We start from the raw sequence: 15,598 nt of genomic DNA, 5'->3' as shown, positions 1-15,598 counted from the left end.
TTGTTCTTGCTTTGATCTTCAACCTTCCCTCCGGGAAGGACAAAACAAAAACATCCGCCAACATCCTGAGATATCGGACGTTCTTCAGTACGAATCGTGCGATTTCCACAGCTTTACCACAAGCTGTGGAAGATCTCGTTGGGTTCAACGCCGCAACTGACCGCCAGTTGCCTTCTCCACGGCCTGAACGACGCGGCTGGAGACTGCCTCGATCTCTGCTTCCGTCAATGTGCGGTCTTCGGGCGTCAGTGTCACTTCGATGGCGATCGACTTGTAGCCTTCGCCGATTGCCGCGCCTCTGAAGACGTCGAAGACGTTGACCTGGCTGATCAGGCTCTTTTCTGCGCCCTTGGCCGCCCGCACCAGCTTTTCTGCGGGAACATTGTCTTCGATGACGAAGGCGAAGTCGCGCCGGACAGCCTGGTAGCCTGAAATCTTCAATGCCGCGCGTGCGGCACGCTGCGATTTCGGCACCGGAATGGCGTCGATGTCGATCTCGAAGCCGACGAGCGGTCCCGAGACATCGAAAGCCTCCAGGATATGGGGGTGAAGTTCACCGAAGGTCGCGAGTTTGTTCTTCGGGCCGAGAGTGACGGTGCCGACACGCCCCGGATGATACCAGTCGGGCCCTTCGGCCTGCACCTGCACCTTGTCGACCGGTGCGCCGAGAAGTTCGAGAACTGCGAGCACGTCTGCTTTGGCGTCGAAGAGATCGACGCCGCGCGGGGCCTGAAGCGCGCTGCGCGGCCCCGTCACACCGAGGCGGATGCCCGTGGCGTGGAGGCGTTCATCCTCCGGGCGGTCGCCCGGATAGACCTGCCCCACCTCGCAAAGCGCCTGCGTTTCCGTGCCGCGATCGGCATTCCTGGAGGCGGCTGTGATCAATCCGGCAAGCAGGGACGGCCGCATGTCCGACAGTTCCGTCGAGATTGGATTGTCGAGGGCGAGGAGGTCTTCGCCGCCGCCGAAAAGACGCGCCTGATCGGAGGGCAGGAAGGACCAGGTCACGGCTTCGTTGAAGCCGCGCGAGGCAAGCGCGCGGGCGGCCTTGAACCGGCGCCGCTGCTGCACGGAGAGCTTCGGCTTCGTGACGGCATCGGTGCGTGGCAGCATGACATGAGCGATCTTCTCAAGCCCGTAGATGCGCACGATCTCTTCCACGAGATCCGCCTCGCCATTGACGTCCGGACGCCATGAGGGGATCGCTGCGACGATCTCCTCGTCGGTCCCGGCAATCGCGAAGCCGAGGCTTTCCAGAATATCGACCTGGGTCCGTGGTGCGATCTCGACGCCCGCGAGCGTCGTCACGCGGTTCATGCGCAGGCGCGCATTGGCGTTTCGAAGCGGCGCTTCGCCGGCGATGACGATCTCGGAGGCTTCGCCCCCGCACATGTCGAGGATGAGGCGGGTGGCGATCTCCGCGCCCGGCTCGGTGAAGGCCGGGTCGATGCCGCGCTCGAAGCGATAACGGGCATCGGACAGAAGATTGAGCTTGCGTCCGGTGGAGGCGGTGCGGATCGGATCGAAATAGGCCGATTCCAGAAACACGTCCGTCGTCGTCTCGCTGACGCCCGACACCTCGCCGCCCATGACGCCGGCGAGCCCTTCCGGCCCGGCATCGTCGGCAATCACCGTCATCGTCTCGTCGAGCGTATAGGTGCGCCCGTCGAGCGCCTCGATGGTCTCGCCGGGCTTTGCCAGGCGCGCATGGATGGTGCCTTTGACTTTGGCGGCATCGAAGACGTGCAGCGGCCGGCCATAGGCGATGGTCATGTAGTTGGTGACGTCGACAAGCGCCGAGATCGGCCGAAGCCCGATCGCCCGCAGCCGCTTCTGCATCCAGGCGGGGGAGGGGCCGTTCTTGACGCCGCGGATATAGCGGCCGACGAAATGCGGGCAGGGGCTCGTATCGCCGTCCTCGAACCGGAGTTCGACGCCGAGCGGGCTCTTGAAGGCTCCCTCGACCGGTGCCGCCTCGAGCGGCTTCAGCGTGCCCATCCCGGCTGCGGCGAGGTCTCGGGCAATGCCATAGACGCCGAGAGCGTCGGGCCGGTTCGGTGTGACGCCGATATCGATGACGGGGTCGTCCAGTCCCGCCCAGGTCGCATAGGGCGTGCCGACCGGCGCGTCGTCGGGGAGGTCGATGATGCCCTCATGATCGTCGGAGAGCATCAATTCACGCTCCGACACCAGCATGCCGTTCGAGGCCTGGCCGCGCAGATTGCCGGCCTTGAGCTCGATGCCGGTGCCCGGAACGTAAGAGCCGACAGGCGCGAAAACGCCGATCATTCCGGTGCGCGCATTGGGCGCCCCGCAGACCACCTGAATGGCCTCGCCCGTTCCCGGATCGACCTGGCAGACGCGCAGCCTGTCGGCGTTCGGATGCTGCTTGGCTTCGAGCACCTTCGCGATGACGAAGGGCTTCAGCGCATCGGCCGGATTGGTGAGGCTTTCAAGCTCGAGACCGATCATGGTGAGCTTGTCGGCGATCTCCTCTGCCGAAGCGTCGGTGTCGAGGAAGGATTTGAGCCAGGAGAGAGTGAATTTCATGTTCGTCTTCGTCGCGATCGTTGCCGATCCCTAGACGCCTCTGCCGCACCAAGCAAGGTCGGCAGGCAGGCGAGGTGTCGCGACAGCAACGAAGAGCGACCGAGAAGCGCTTGTCGGCAGGGTTCGGGAACGACCGATCCGTGCCGGGGAGAGCCTCTCTGTCATCATGAAAACCGGCGTCGCATGGAGGCGGCGCCGGTTTTTCTCGTGCCGCGAGAGGAGCGCCCGTCCCGCAGTGCGCGCATGCATGTGGGTTTCGGCTCACCGCAGCAGCCCCCGGACCGCGAGGGCGGCCGAACTCCGCCGCCCTGTGCGGCGAAGTTCAGGCGGCCTGTGCCGTCTCCAGAAACTTCGAGATGTCGCCCTGCAGCCGGCCGAGCTCTCTGTCGAGCGTGTCCTTTGCCGTCTTGACCTTATGGGCGACATTGGCGGCGTTCGTCGTGGAGGAATTGAGGATCTCCATGCTCTCCACCACCGAACGCGCATTGTCCGCGGTCTGATTCACGTTGTTGGCGATGTCAGCGGTGGCCGCGTTCTGCTCTTCGACCGCGGCCGAGATCGCCGTGGCGGTCTCGCTCACTTCCTCGATGATGCGGCTGATGTCGCCGATGGAATCTTCCGTCTCCTGCGTCGCGGACTGGATGGCGGTGACGAGGCCGACGATCTCCGTGGTCGCCTTGGCGGTCTGCCCGGCGAGCGCTTTCACCTCCTGGGCGACGACGGCAAAGCCTCTGCCGGCCTCGCCGGCACGTGCCGCCTCGATCGTGGCGTTCAACGCCAGGAGATTGGTTTGCGACGCAATCTGGTTGATGAGATCGACGACGGCACCGATCTGGCGCGCATGCCCGGCGAGCCCGGAGACCGATTGTCTCGTCGTCTTGGTGCCGACAACCGCACTTGAGACGATTTTCGCCGAGCGTCCGGCGTGTTCGGCGATTTCGCGGACGGAGGCGGCGAGCTGTTCCGCCGCAGCCGCACCCGCCTGCATGTTCGAGGCCGTCTGTTCGGCCGCGGCCACCACCTGTGTCGCAAGCGCGCTCGCCGACCCGGTCGTACCGTCGAGGGTTTCCGCACTCGTCGACAGGTCGAGATTGGCCTGGCGCGACACGGAGAGGCTTTCTTCCACCGCCACCGAGAAGGCCGAGATCGCGTCTGCGAGCGCTGCCCCGCGGCGCTGGCGCTCCTCGATGAGGACCTCTTCATAGACGGAGATGGCGATGTCCATGTCCAGCATCACCGCCTTGTTCATCGTGGTCAGCCAGTGGTTGCGTGTGCGGCGACCGACCCGGCCCAGCGAGGTGATGTGGCGGACGAGCTCGTTGAGGACGAAGGCGTAGCCTCCGATGTACCAGCGTGGCTCCAGGCCGATTTTGTGGTGGATGAGGCCGATGCGGCGAATCGAGGCGAAATACGCATCATCGAAAGCACCGGAAAAGAGATGCCCCCAATGCCCGGCCTGCAGACCGACGAGCCGCTCCTGCTTGTTGCCCATCATCGCCTTGAGATGCGGGACCCTGCCGACATGGTCGTAGAACCGATGAATGATTTCCGGCAGGGCCGGTTCGATCAGCGGCCACATTGCGTGCAGCTGTTGGCGCTCTTCTTGTCCGATTCGGAGAAAGGACAGCCGCTCTCGCAGCGCCGATTCAGTTTCCATAACGTCATCCCCATCGCTCTCCGCCAATAGGCGAACTGCACGGGGAGGTTGTGCATGTTGGGGTTGTGCGAAGCTTGCAGAGCGACCAGAGGGGGGAGTTTTCTTAGATCACTTCGAATAGACAGCGTCGACGCGAACGGCCGCGCCGGTGCGCACGGTCCAATCGCCGACCGTGACGGCGTCGTCGGACGCCGGGGCGGGCGCCGGCGCGTTCTGGCAGCCGGCAAGCCCAAGGATCAAAAACACGAGGGGAAGGAGCCGCACTCCCTGGCGCATCAACTCAAGCCTTCGGCAACGCTCGGCATGTCGAGCGCGGCAAAGCCGTAATGCCGGAGCCATCTGAGATCCGCCTCGAAGAAGGCACGCAGATCCGGAATGCCGTATTTCAGCATGGCGATGCGGTCGAGCCCCATGCCGAAGGCGAAGCCCTGGTATTTTTCGGGGTCGAGACCGCTGGCGCGGATGACGTTCGGATGGACCATGCCGGAGCCCAGAATCTCCAGCCAGTCATCACCCTCGCCGATCTTCAGCTCCCCGCCCTCCCAATGGCAGCCGATATCGATCTCCATCGAAGGTTCGGTGAAGGGAAAATGCGACGGGCGGAAACGCATCTTGAAGTCGTCCACCTCGAAGAAGGCTTTGCAGAAGGCCTCCAGCGTGCCCTTCAGATGGCCCATATGGGTCGTCTCGTCGATGACGAGGCCCTCGATCTGATGGAACATCGGCGTGTGCGTGCGATCGGAATCGGAGCGGAAGGTGCGTCCCGGCGCAATGATGCGGATCGGCGGTGTCTCGCTTTCCATCGTGCGGATCTGCACGGGCGAGGTGTGCGTGCGCAGCACCATGCGCGAGCCGTCTTCCTTCGGCTTCAGATAGAACGTGTCCATCTCCTGCCGGGCCGGATGCTCCGGGGGAATGTTGAGCGCGCCGAAATTGTACCAGTCGCTCTCGATATGCGGACCCTCGGCGACCGAGAAACCCATATCGGCGAAGATGGCGATCACTTCCTGCCAGACCTGCGTGGTCGGGTGGATGGTGCCGCGCTGTTCGGGACGTGCCGGCAGCGTGACGTCGATCGTCTCGCTCTTCAGCCGCTCTGTCAGTGCCTTCTCTTTGAGGACGCTGCGCCGCGCCTCGATCTTCTCGGTGATGCGCGCCTTGAGGCCGTTGAGGGCGGGGCCTGCGACCTGGCGCTCCTCCGGCGTCATTTTGCCGAGCCCCTTAAGGCGTTCCGAGACGACACCTTTCTTGCCGAGCGAGGCGATGCGCGCGTCTTCCAGCGCCGCCTCGTTCTCTGCGGTGTCGATGCGCTCGAGGATATCGCGCTCCAGCGCGACGAGATCATTGTCTTCGGTCATGGTGGGAACCGCTCTAGCGTCATCGCGCGCCGGAGAAAAGACCTCTCGCTTTTCTGACGCAAGCGTGTGCCGTTCGGAAATCGCCGTAACGAAAAAGGGCGGCCCGTGGCCGCCCTTGGATATCGGATGCTTCAACCGGCCTCAGCGGACGGCGGCCTCGAACTCGTTCGGCGTATGGTCCTTGAGATAAGCCAGCGCATCCTTCGCCTTGTTGGCGAGCGCCGTGAACGCTTCCGGCTCATGGATGGCGATATCGGACAGGACCTTGCGGTCGACCTCGATGCCCGCCTTGGTGAGCCCGTCGATCAGGCGACCATAGGTGAGACCGTTGAGGCGCGCAGCGGCATTGATGCGCTGAATCCACAGAGCGCGGAAATTGCGCTTCTTCGCGCGCCGATCGCGATAGGCGTACTGATTGGCCTTTTCCACCGCCTGCTTGGCGGCGCGGAAGGTCGATTTGCGACGACCATAATAGCCCTTCGCCTGCTTGATGACCTTTTTGTGCCTGGCGTGAGCCGTCACGCCGCGTTTCACACGTGCCATGATCCGCTCTCCTTAACGCTGGTAGGGCATGTATTTTTTGACGATCTTCGTATCCTGGTCGCTGAGCACCATCGTGCCGCGCGCGCTGCGGATGAATTTCGTCGTGCGCTTGATCATGCCGTGGCGCTTGCCGGCCGCGGCCACTTTGATCTTGCCGGAGGCGGTAAATTTGAAGCGCTTTTTGGCGCCCGCTTTCGTTTTCATCTTGGGCATTTTGCTCTCCTTTCCATAAGGAAGAGGCCCCGCCGGATGCGGAGCCCATCCCTGATCGGCTCATGTACGAGCTTTCTGGATCGCCACGGCATGCCCAATCCGCCCGAAGGCAGATAGCCGGGCGATCCGGCAGGCGCGCTTATAGATAAGCGCAAAATTAAAGGCAAGGGCGCCGCCCCTGCCGATTGTCACGAGAGGATCGCTCCCGCTCTGCCGTGCCCCTGGTCATCGCAGGAACTGGCCATTGCACGAAGACGATGCGGCGGCAGGCCCGGCAGCCAAAAACTGGCGAGACCAGGCCGGCCGCGGCAATCATTCCGCCTCGACAGATAGGCCGCACCGAGGCCGATCGCAGGCGATGCCCGCCTCGCGATGCGTCGGGCTGAGCCCTTTTGCTTAGGCCTCGGCTCCCGCCTGAGCCGTCTGCCGATCGGTATCGTCTTCCGGCTCGTTCGCTGCATCGACGTCGACTTCGGTCTCTTCGACTTCGGTCTCTTCCGCCTCGTTCGATTCGGCGTCATCCGATGCGTTGCCGTCCCGCTGCGCGGCGAGGCGTTCCTCGCGCTTGCGCGCCTTCTCGGCTTCCTTCTGCGCCTTCTGCAGAGCGGCGATCTTCCGCGGATCAGGGCCGAGGATCATGATCATCTGGCGGCCTTCCATCTTGGGGGCATGTTCCACCCTGGAAAGGTCTTCCAGCTCGTCACGAACCTGGTTGAGGACTTGCAGCCCGAGTTCCTGGTGCGCCATTTCGCGCCCGCGGAAGCGCATCGTCACCTTGACCTTGTCGCCGTCCTCGACGAAGCGGCGCGCATTGCGCATTTTCACTTCGTAATCGTGCGTGTCGATGTTCGGCCGCATCTTCACTTCTTTGACGTCGACGGTCTTCTGCTTCTTGCGCGCCTCAGAGGCTTTCTTCTGCGAGATGTATTTGAACTTGCCGTAGTCCAGAATCTTGCAGACGGGCGGTCGCTGATTGGGCGAGATCTCGACGAGATCAAGCCCCGCTTCCGCGGCGATGGCCTTGGCCTCGTCCGTGGAAATGACGCCGTGATTAGTGCCTTCATGATCGATCAACTGGATCTCGGGAAGCCGGATCTCGTCGTTGACGCGGGGCCCCTCCTTCACCGGAGGTGGCGCACGATGGGGTCTGCGAATGGTCAGCTCTCCTTATATAATTGCTGTCTTGCAGGCTTGGAGCGGGCTCGCAAGCCGCGCTGGGCGGGCACAATAGCATTTCGAGACGTAAATCGGAACGCAGGGCCGAGAAAAACCTCATCGAAACAAGGTCGCAGGGCCAACCCGCCGGGATCTGTCCTAGGTTTTTGCGCCTCGCGACAGAACTTCTTCGTAAAGCGCCAGCGTCTCCCGGGTCATCGCATCGAGGGAAAAACGCGACGCGTGGGATCTGGCGCGTCGTGCCAGATCGTCGATCTCCAGATGGGTAAGGGAAAGCGCGTGGTCAAGGGCGGCAGCAAGTGCCGCGGCATCGCCCGCCGGCACGCGCCACCCGGTTCTCTCCGCCTCTCCGGCCTCCGGCGGGGCGAGCACCGTCTCCCGCGACGGACCGAGATCGGTGACGATGGCGGGGACGCCCATGGCCTGAGCTTCCACCGCGAAGCGCCCGAAGGCTTCCGCCTCGACGGAGGCGACGACCGCGACCGAGGCGAGCGCAAGCGCTGCCGGCACGTCGTCGCAATGACCGGGAATGCGCACGCGTTCGCTGAGCCCCGCCTCCGAAACCTGCCGGCGCAGCCCTGCGAGATAGGCCTCTCGGCCTTGCGCGTCGCCGGCCAGAACCAGCAGAAAATCCTTGCTTTTTGCAAGTCGCGCCGCCGCCTCGATCAGAGTCGGCTGGCCCTTCCATTGCGTGATGCGCGCGACGTTGAGGATGACCGGCCGGTCTGCGGGCAAGTCCCAGGCCCGGCGCAACGCCGCGATGCGCGCCTCCGGCACGGCCGCCGGGTCGAAACGGGCAAGATCGGTGCCTCGGTAAATCGTGCGAATGCGCTCCCGCGGCGTGCCGTGGCGCTGCATGATGATGCGGGCGGTGAAATCGGAATTGGCGATGACCTCCGTCCCGCGGGCCATCACGGAATTGTAGAGGCCTTTGACGGCGCCGTTCTGATTGTAGATGCCGTGATAGGTGGTGACGAACGGCACGCCGGTCATGCGGCAGGCGAGAAGCGCCGACCAGGCGGGGGCGCGGCTGCGGGCATGGACGAGGTCGACCTTCTCCTGGCGGATCAGCGCGGCGAGCCGGCGGGCATTGGCCGCCATCACGAAAGGGTTCTTCGAGGCGACCGGCAGCCGCACCACTTCCCCGCCCTTCGCCTGCAGCTCTTCTTCCATGCGCCCACCTTCGCTGGCGACGAGGGCTCGCCCGCCGGTCTCGACGACGGCTGCGGCCATGTCGACGGCGGTGCGCTCTGCGCCGCCGGTTTCGAGCTGGGGGATTACCTGCAGGATGGTTTTTGGCATGAACGAAAGGGGCTGTGGACGGGTTGACGCCGGCACGGGCTCGGCGCACCTCCTGCGCCATAGTCCACAGCCGAGCTGCGAGGAGCGAGACTTAGAATGACGGAGACCGACTTGCAAAGCCTCGCCGTCGGGGAGGGCGAAGAAAAGCGCCGGATCGCCGTTTTGCGGCGCAATGGCCGCAGTTCGGGCGTTCGCGCGCCCGGCGTCTTCTGGCTCGGCGGTTTCAGGTCCGACATGCGCGGCTCCAAGGCCGAGGCGCTCGACGCCTGGGCGGCGCAGCACGGCCACGCGGCCACCCGCTTCGATTATTCCGGGCACGGCGAATCGGGAGGCGCCTTTCGCGACGGCACCATCTCGCGCTGGCTCGAAGAGGCGCTCGCCGTTTTCGAGGCCTTGACCGAAGGCCCGCAGATCGTCGTGGGCTCCTCCATGGGCGGTTGGATCGCCCTTCTTCTGGCGAAGGCGCTGGCCGAACGCGGCGAAACGGACCGGCTTCACGGCATGGTGCTGATTGCCCCCGCCGTGGACATGACCAAGGCCTTGATGAGTGATCATTTCGGCGAGGCGGAGCGGGCGCAGATGGCCGAGAAGGGCTTCATCGAACAGCCTTCCGATTATGCCGACGAACCCTATATCTTGACGCGAGAGCTGATCGAGGATGGCGAAAAGCATCTGTTCGCCGCCGAGCCGATCGAGATCGGGTGTCCGGTGCACATCCTGCAGGGGATGCGCGATACGGATGTCCCCTGGCGTCATGCCGAGGCGCTTCTCGACCGCCTCTGCTATGACGATGCGATCCTGACGCTGGTGCGTGATGGCGACCACCGTCTGTCGCGGCCGCAGGATCTCGCGCGGCTCGTTGCCGCGGTGGAGGCGATGGCCGCCGAACAGGCCTCCGGCAAAGGGGGATGAGGGGTCCCGAACCCTGGCCTTCAAACCCTGCCGATGTTGGACAAGACTTGGGATTCGTGCGACTGGAAGGCGATGAAGACAGAGGTCAAAATCTGCGGTTTGACGAAGCCTGAAGACATCGACGCGGCGCTTGCTGCCGGCGCCGATTGGATCGGCTTCGTCTTCTTCGCGAAGAGCCCGCGATCGCTGTCGGTTGCGCGCGCGGCAGAGCTCGCTTCGCCCGCCCGAGGCCGTGTGGGCATCGTCGCGCTGACCGTTGATGCGCAAGACGATCTCATCGAAGAGATCGCGCGCGATCTGAAGCCCGATTTCATCCAGCTGCATGGTTCGGAAACGCCGGAGCGCGCGACGGAAATCCGCTCACGTTTCGGCCTGCGCGCGCTCAAGGCGCTCGGTATCGGCGAGCGCGCGGATCTCGACAGGGCGTCCCTTTACGCCGGCCATGTCGAGCGCCTGCTCCTCGATGCGCGCCCGCCGAAAGGTGCGACGAGGCCGGGCGGCAACGGCGCCTCCTTCGACTGGCGGCTCCTGGAAGATTTTGCGCCCGGAATGCCGTGGTTTTTGTCGGGCGGCCTCAATGGCGACAACATTGGCGCCGCTTTGGCGGCGACGAGAGCGTCGGCCGTCGATGTGTCCTCCGGTGTCGAGCGGGCGCCGGGCGAGAAGGATCCGGCCGAAATCGCGCGTTTCGTCGCGGCCGTGCGCGCCCATGATGCGCGCCGCGGAGACGCGAAAGATGCAAGGCCCGCGGCGAAAGCCGCCCCGGTCGCCGCGGCCTGAGCAACGTTTGACTGTGAAGGTATTGCCCTGATGGCTGAGCCAGCAATGAAGCCCAATTCCTACCGCACCGGCCCGGACGAGCGCGGTCATTTCGGCATTTTCGGCGGCCGGTTCGTCGCCGAAACCTTGATGCCGAATATCCTCGAGCTCGAAGAGGCCTATGAGAGCGCCAAGGCCGATCCGGAATTCAAGGCCGAGCTTGCGCATCTCGCCAAGCATTATTCCGGCCGACCGAGCCCGCTTTATTATGCCGAGCGGCTGACCGAACATCTGCGCGAACAAGCGGGCGCCGGCCGGGGCGCCAAGGTCTATTTCAAGCGCGAGGAGCTCAACCATACGGGCTCGCACAAGATCAACAATTGCCTCGGCCAGATCCTGCTTGCCCGCCGCATGGGCAAGACGCGCATCATCGCCGAAACCGGTGCCGGCCAGCATGGCGTCGCCTCTGCGACGGTGGCGGCGCGCTTCGGGCTTCCCTGCACGATCTATATGGGCAAGACCGATACGGAGCGGCAGAAGCCAAACGTCTTCCGCATGCGCCTTCTCGGCGCCGAGGTGAAGCCCGTCACCGCCGGCGCGGGTACCCTGAAGGACGCCATGAACGAGGCGCTCCGCGACTGGGTCACCAATGTCGAGGACACCTATTACATCATCGGCACGGCCGCAGGCCCGCACCCCTATCCCGAGCTCGTGCGGGATTTTCAGGCGGTGATCGGCAATGAGACGAAGGACCAGCTTCAGGACCTGGAAGGCCGGCTCCCGGATGCGCTCGTGGCCTGTCTCGGCGGCGGCTCGAACGCGATCGGGCTTTTCCATCCCTTCCTCGACGACCCGGCCGTTCAGATCTACGGCGTCGAAGCCGGCGGTCATGGGCTTGATGTGGAGAACGGTCATGCCGCCTCTCTGAACGGCGGCTGGCCCGGCGTTCTGCACGGCAATCGCACCTATCTTCTGCAGAACGAGGACGGCCAGATCCTCGAAGGCCACTCGATCTCCGCCGGCCTCGATTATCCGGGCATCGGGCCGGAGCACGCCTGGCTCAAGGAGACGGGGCGCGTCACCTATGTCTCGGCGACCGACCGCGAGGCCCTCGACGCCTTCCAGCTGTGCACGCGCCTTGAAGGCATCATCCCCGCGCTCGAACCGGCTCATGCCTTGGCGCATGTGCTGAAGCTTGCGCCGCAGATGGACCGTGACCAGATCATCGTCATGAATATGAGCGGGCGCGGCGACAAGGACATCTTCGCTGTGGCCGAGCATCTCGATATGGAGATCTGAAGGGGGGACGATGACCTATTTTGAGATCTACCGTTCGCTGCAAAACCGCGATCATTACGTCGCCGTGCGTGCCGGCGATCATCGCGAGGAGGCTGAAGGCATTCGCAACAGCGAGAATCTCGTCTTTCTCCGCAACATTCCCGACGACGAAAACCCGCGCATCGCCTTCGATGCGGAAGTCGCCCGCGAGCATATCGACCGCGACGGCTTCTTCGCTTTCGCCGTGACCTTCGAAGTGAGAGACCATGTCAGCTGAGATGTCTTCCGGCGGCCGGATCGCGCGCCGCTTTGCGGCCGTCGCTCAGGAATTGCGGCCGGCCCTCGTCACCTTCGTGACCGCCGGCGATCCCGACCTTGAAACGAGCGCGCGCATTCTCGCCGCTTTGCCCAAGGCCGGTGCCGACATCATCGAGCTCGGCATGCCCTTTTCCGATCCAATGGCCGATGGGCCTGCGATCCAGGCGGCGGGCCTTCGCGCGCTCCATGCCGGCCAGACGCTGAAGAAAACGCTCGCCCTCGTGCGCGATTTTCGCGAAACCGATGCCGATACGCCGATCGTATTGATGGGGTATTTCAACCCGATCTATCAATACGGGCCGGAGAAGTTCGTCGCCGATGCCTGCGCGGCCGGCGTCGACGGGCTCATCGTCGTCGATCTTCCGCCGGAAGAGGACGACGAATTGTGCGTCCCGGCCCTGAAGGGCGGGATCAATTTTATCCGGCTTGCGACGCCCACGACGGATGACAGACGCCTGCCGGCGGTTTTGCAAAATACCTCCGGCTTTGTCTATTACGTCTCGATCAACGGCATCACCGGTTCCTCCGCCCCCAAGACGAGCGACGTGGCGGCGGCGGTGGAGCGCATCAAGGCGCATACCGATCTGCCGGTCGCCGTTGGTTTCGGCGTCAGAACGCGCGAACAGGCAGCCGCCATCGGCCGTACAGCCGATGGGGTCGTCGTCGGCTCCGCGATCGTGCAGGCGGTCGCCGGAAGTCTGGATGAAGAAGGCCACGCGACCGACGGCACGGTTGCCGCCGTCGAGGCGCTGGTGCAGGAGCTGGCCGAAGGCGTGCGTTTCGCGCGCCAGATGGCCGCCGAATAGGAGACACCGTTGAACTGGATTTCCAACGTCGTCCGCCCGAAGATCCGCGGTCTTTGGACCAAACGCGAAGTGCCGGACAATCTCTGGGTCAAATGCCCGGAGACCGGCACCATGGTCTTCTACAAGGATCTGGAGGCGAACCAGTTCGTCTTTCCGGGCTCCGGCTATCATCAGCGCATCGATGCGCGCACCAGGCTGCGTCTGTTTCTCGATTTTGCGCAATGGCAGGAAATCGAGTTCCCTGAGCCGGTCACCGATCCCCTGCGCTTCCGTGACGAACGGCGCTATTCGGACCGGCTCAAGGCCGCGAAGGCGAAGACCGGCTTGAAAGACGCAATCCTCGTTGCCGAAGGCAAGGTGGAGGGCGTCTCGCTCATCGTCGCCGTGCAGGATTTCGAATTCATGGGCGGCTCGCTCGGCATGGCCGCGGCGGAGGCTCTGATTGCCGGCGCCGAAGCGGCATATGAACGTGGCGTGCCTTTCGTGCTCATCACGGCATCGGGCGGGGCCCGTATGCAGGAAGGCATCCTCTCGCTGATGCAATTGCCGCGCACGACGGTCGCGGTCGATCGCCTGAAGGAAGCGGGACTGCCCTACATCGTCATTCTCACCAATCCGACGACGGGCGGTGTGACCGCCTCCTACGGCATGCTGGGCGACATCCATATCGCCGAGCCCGGTGCCCTCATCGGTTTCGCGGGTCCGCGGGTCATCGAACAGACCATCCGCGAAAAGCTCCCCGATGGCTTCCAGCGCTCCGATTATCTTCTCGAGCACGGCATGATCGACATGGTCGTGCCGCGTCAGGATCTGCGACCGACGGTGGCGCGTCTCTGCCGCCTCCTGATGAAGCTGCCCGAACCTCCGCCCGAGCCGACGATCGACGAAGACACGCTTGCGGAAGAGGCGCAGTTGGCAGCGGTGGCCGAGAAGCCGGCGGAAGAGCCGGCTGCCGCATCCGGGCCGCAGCCGGCCTGATAGATGGCCTCACTCGAAGAGAGACTTGAAGCGCTTCTGGCGCTGCATCCGAAGCGTATCGATCTCTCGCTTGAACGCATCGCCCGGCTGCTCGAGCGTCTCGGCAACCCGCAGGAGCGCCTGCCCCCGGTTATCCATGTCGCTGGCACCAACGGCAAAGGCTCCGTGGTCGCGTTTCTGCGCGCCATGCTGGAGGCGTCCGGCAAGACGGCGCATGTCTACACCTCGCCGCATCTCGTGCGCTTCAACGAGCGCATCAGGCTGGGCGCGGCGGGGGGCGGCCACCTGGTCGACGACGCAACGCTCATGGATGCGATTGAGGCTGTGCGCGAGGCGAATGCGGGCGAGCCGATCACCTTCTTCGAGATCACCACGGCCATCGCCTTCAAGCTCTTTGCCGAACGTCCGGCCGATTTCGCCCTGGTCGAGGTCGGGCTTGGAGGTCGCTTTGACGCGACCAATGTGATCGCCAGGCCGCTCGCCTCCGTCGTCACGTCGATCAGCCTCGACCATGCGGAGTTTTTGGGCACCGAAATCGCCGAGATCGCCATGGAGAAGGCGGGCATTCTGAAGGCTGGCGCCCCCGCCGTCATCGGCCGCCAGGACGAGCATGTGATGGCGCTTCTGGGGCTGGAGGCGGAAGCGGCGCATGCCGTTCCATTTCGGCACAATCAGGAATGGGCCGCTCACGGCGAAAACGCCCGCCTCGTCTATCAGGACGAAGACGGCCTGCTGGATCTGCCTTTGCCGCGGCTTCTCGGTCAGCACCAGATCGACAATGCGGGAACGGCGGTTGCAGCCCTCCGCGCCATCGGGGTCGACATCAGCGCCGAGGCGATCGGCCAGGGCCTGCGCGAGGCGCAATGGCCGGCGCGCCTTCAGCGTCTTTCCGAAGGTCCGCTCGTCGCCTCCTCTCCTCCCGGGAGCGAGGTCTGGCTCGATGGCGGGCACAATCCGTCCGCCGGCTCGGTCGTGTCAGCGGAAATGGCCTCGCTCTTCGACCGTGCGCCGAAGCCCCTCTTCCTCATCACCGGCATGCTGACGACGAAGGACCCGCACGGCTTCTTCTCCGCCTTCGACAGCCTCACCCAATATGTCTTCACGGTCCCCATCGAGGGACATGCGGGCTTCGATCCGCGCGAGCTTGCCGTGCGTGCGAACGAGGTCGGGCTGCCGGCGCGCTCTGCGCCGGGTGTGCGGACTGCTTTGCAGGCGATCGGCGACATGGCGACGGAACCGCCGCGCATTCTCATCTGCGGCTCGCTTTATCTCGCCGGCCAGGTGCTCAAAGAAAACGGCCCTCTGCCGGTTTAGGCAAAGGGCCGTCGAGAAATCGCGCCGCCGATCGGACGGAGACGTAGCAGAAAAGGCGGCGGCTCAGGCGGCGCCGGCAATCCACTTCTGCAGATCGCTCTTGGCGCTCGCGCCGACCTTCATGTCGACGGGCTCGCCGCCCTTGAACATGATCAGCGTCGGGATGGAGCGCACGCCGTACTTGATCGCGGTCTGCTGATTGTCGTCGACATTGAGCTTGGCGATCTTCACCTTGCCCTGCATTTCGCCCGCGATCTCTTCCAGATGCGGCGCGATCATTTTGCAGGGACCACACCATTCCGCCCAGAAATCGACGATGACGGGTGTCTCGGACTTGAGCACGTCGGCCTCGAATGTGCCGTCGCTCACGGTTTCGGTGGTCATAGAGATTCTCCTGAGATTTCACGAGGAACGTAGGGAGGGCCTTGGGGTCG

Annotated in this window: 15 protein-coding genes and 1 pseudogene; 7 read left to right on the top strand and 9 right to left on the bottom strand. The window is 64.2% G+C overall.

All coding sequences use genetic code 11. From position 1 onward, the window contains the following. Positions 1-144: 144 nt before the first annotated feature. From pheT to L0F51_RS14975, 8 genes and pseudogenes are all read right to left on the bottom strand, one after another. Positions 145-2,550 carry a phenylalanine--tRNA ligase subunit beta gene (gene pheT / locus L0F51_RS15010; protein ID WP_234629977.1) on the bottom strand — a complete coding sequence of 802 codons (2,406 nt, stop codon included), beginning with the start codon at positions 2,548-2,550 and terminating at the stop codon, positions 145-147. Positions 2,551-2,872: 322 nt separating this feature from the next. Further along, on the bottom strand, positions 2,873-4,207 hold the full coding sequence (locus tag L0F51_RS15005; protein ID WP_234629976.1) for a globin-coupled sensor protein: 1,335 nt from the start codon (positions 4,205-4,207) through the stop codon (positions 2,873-2,875). 108 nt (positions 4,208-4,315) lie between these two features. Then, positions 4,316-4,486, bottom strand: coding sequence for a hypothetical protein (locus L0F51_RS15000; protein WP_234629975.1), 171 nt, complete (start codon positions 4,484-4,486; stop codon positions 4,316-4,318). Continuing rightward, positions 4,483-5,565 carry a phenylalanine--tRNA ligase subunit alpha gene (gene pheS, locus L0F51_RS14995; RefSeq protein WP_234629974.1) on the bottom strand — a complete coding sequence of 361 codons (1,083 nt, stop codon included), beginning with the start codon at positions 5,563-5,565 and terminating at the stop codon, positions 4,483-4,485. The genes L0F51_RS15000 and pheS overlap by 4 nt, the downstream gene beginning before the upstream one ends. A gap of 141 nt (positions 5,566-5,706) precedes the next feature. Next, on the bottom strand, positions 5,707-6,108 hold the full coding sequence (gene rplT / locus L0F51_RS14990; RefSeq protein WP_234629973.1) for a 50S ribosomal protein L20: 402 nt from the start codon (positions 6,106-6,108) through the stop codon (positions 5,707-5,709). 12 nt (positions 6,109-6,120) lie between these two features. Further along, entirely contained in the window at positions 6,121-6,321 is a 201-nt protein-coding gene (gene rpmI / locus L0F51_RS14985; RefSeq protein ID WP_234629972.1) for a 50S ribosomal protein L35, read from the bottom strand. Between the two features lie 624 nt (positions 6,322-6,945). Continuing rightward, a pseudogene (gene infC / locus L0F51_RS14980) lies at positions 6,946-7,476 on the bottom strand (translation initiation factor IF-3); the annotation flags it as partial. A 159-nt stretch (positions 7,477-7,635) separates the two neighbouring features. After that, entirely contained in the window at positions 7,636-8,799 is a 1,164-nt protein-coding gene (locus tag L0F51_RS14975) for a glycosyltransferase family 4 protein (protein ID WP_234629971.1), read from the bottom strand. Between the two features lie 96 nt (positions 8,800-8,895). On the opposite strand from L0F51_RS14975, the gene L0F51_RS14970 reads away from it, so the two are divergent. The 7 genes from L0F51_RS14970 (at position 8,896) to L0F51_RS14940 (ending at position 15,164) form a co-directional block, all read left to right on the top strand. Further along, positions 8,896-9,711, top strand: coding sequence for a carboxylesterase (locus tag L0F51_RS14970; RefSeq protein ID WP_234629970.1), 816 nt, complete (start codon positions 8,896-8,898; stop codon positions 9,709-9,711). Positions 9,712-9,783: 72 nt separating this feature from the next. Next, complete coding sequence (locus L0F51_RS14965) at positions 9,784-10,491, top strand: phosphoribosylanthranilate isomerase (protein WP_234629969.1); 708 nt, start codon at positions 9,784-9,786, stop codon at positions 10,489-10,491. 30 nt (positions 10,492-10,521) lie between these two features. After that, entirely contained in the window at positions 10,522-11,769 is a 1,248-nt protein-coding gene (gene trpB / locus L0F51_RS14960) for a tryptophan synthase subunit beta (protein ID WP_234629968.1), read from the top strand. 10 nt (positions 11,770-11,779) lie between these two features. After that, positions 11,780-12,025 (top strand): hypothetical protein, encoded by a 246-nt coding sequence (locus L0F51_RS14955; protein WP_234629967.1) that lies wholly within the window; start codon positions 11,780-11,782, stop codon positions 12,023-12,025. Beyond that, on the top strand, positions 12,015-12,872 hold the full coding sequence (gene trpA, locus L0F51_RS14950) for a tryptophan synthase subunit alpha (RefSeq protein ID WP_234629966.1): 858 nt from the start codon (positions 12,015-12,017) through the stop codon (positions 12,870-12,872). The genes L0F51_RS14955 and trpA overlap by 11 nt, the downstream gene beginning before the upstream one ends. A gap of 9 nt (positions 12,873-12,881) precedes the next feature. Continuing rightward, positions 12,882-13,850, top strand: a complete 969-nt coding sequence (gene accD, locus L0F51_RS14945) for an acetyl-CoA carboxylase, carboxyltransferase subunit beta (protein WP_234629965.1) — start codon at positions 12,882-12,884, stop codon at positions 13,848-13,850. A 3-nt stretch (positions 13,851-13,853) separates the two neighbouring features. Further along, on the top strand, positions 13,854-15,164 hold the full coding sequence (locus L0F51_RS14940) for a folylpolyglutamate synthase/dihydrofolate synthase family protein (protein ID WP_234629964.1): 1,311 nt from the start codon (positions 13,854-13,856) through the stop codon (positions 15,162-15,164). Positions 15,165-15,227: 63 nt separating this feature from the next. Here the strand turns inward: L0F51_RS14940 and trxA are convergent, their stop codons facing one another. Continuing rightward, entirely contained in the window at positions 15,228-15,548 is a 321-nt protein-coding gene (trxA, locus tag L0F51_RS14935) for a thioredoxin (RefSeq protein ID WP_128290393.1), read from the bottom strand. Between the last annotated feature and the right edge of the window lie 50 nt (positions 15,549-15,598).

It is taken from the genome of Afifella sp. H1R (assembly GCF_021462425.1).
GTDB lineage: Bacteria > Pseudomonadota > Alphaproteobacteria > Rhizobiales > Afifellaceae > Afifella > Afifella aestuarii.
This window is presented reverse-complemented; position numbering and strand designations above follow the sequence as displayed.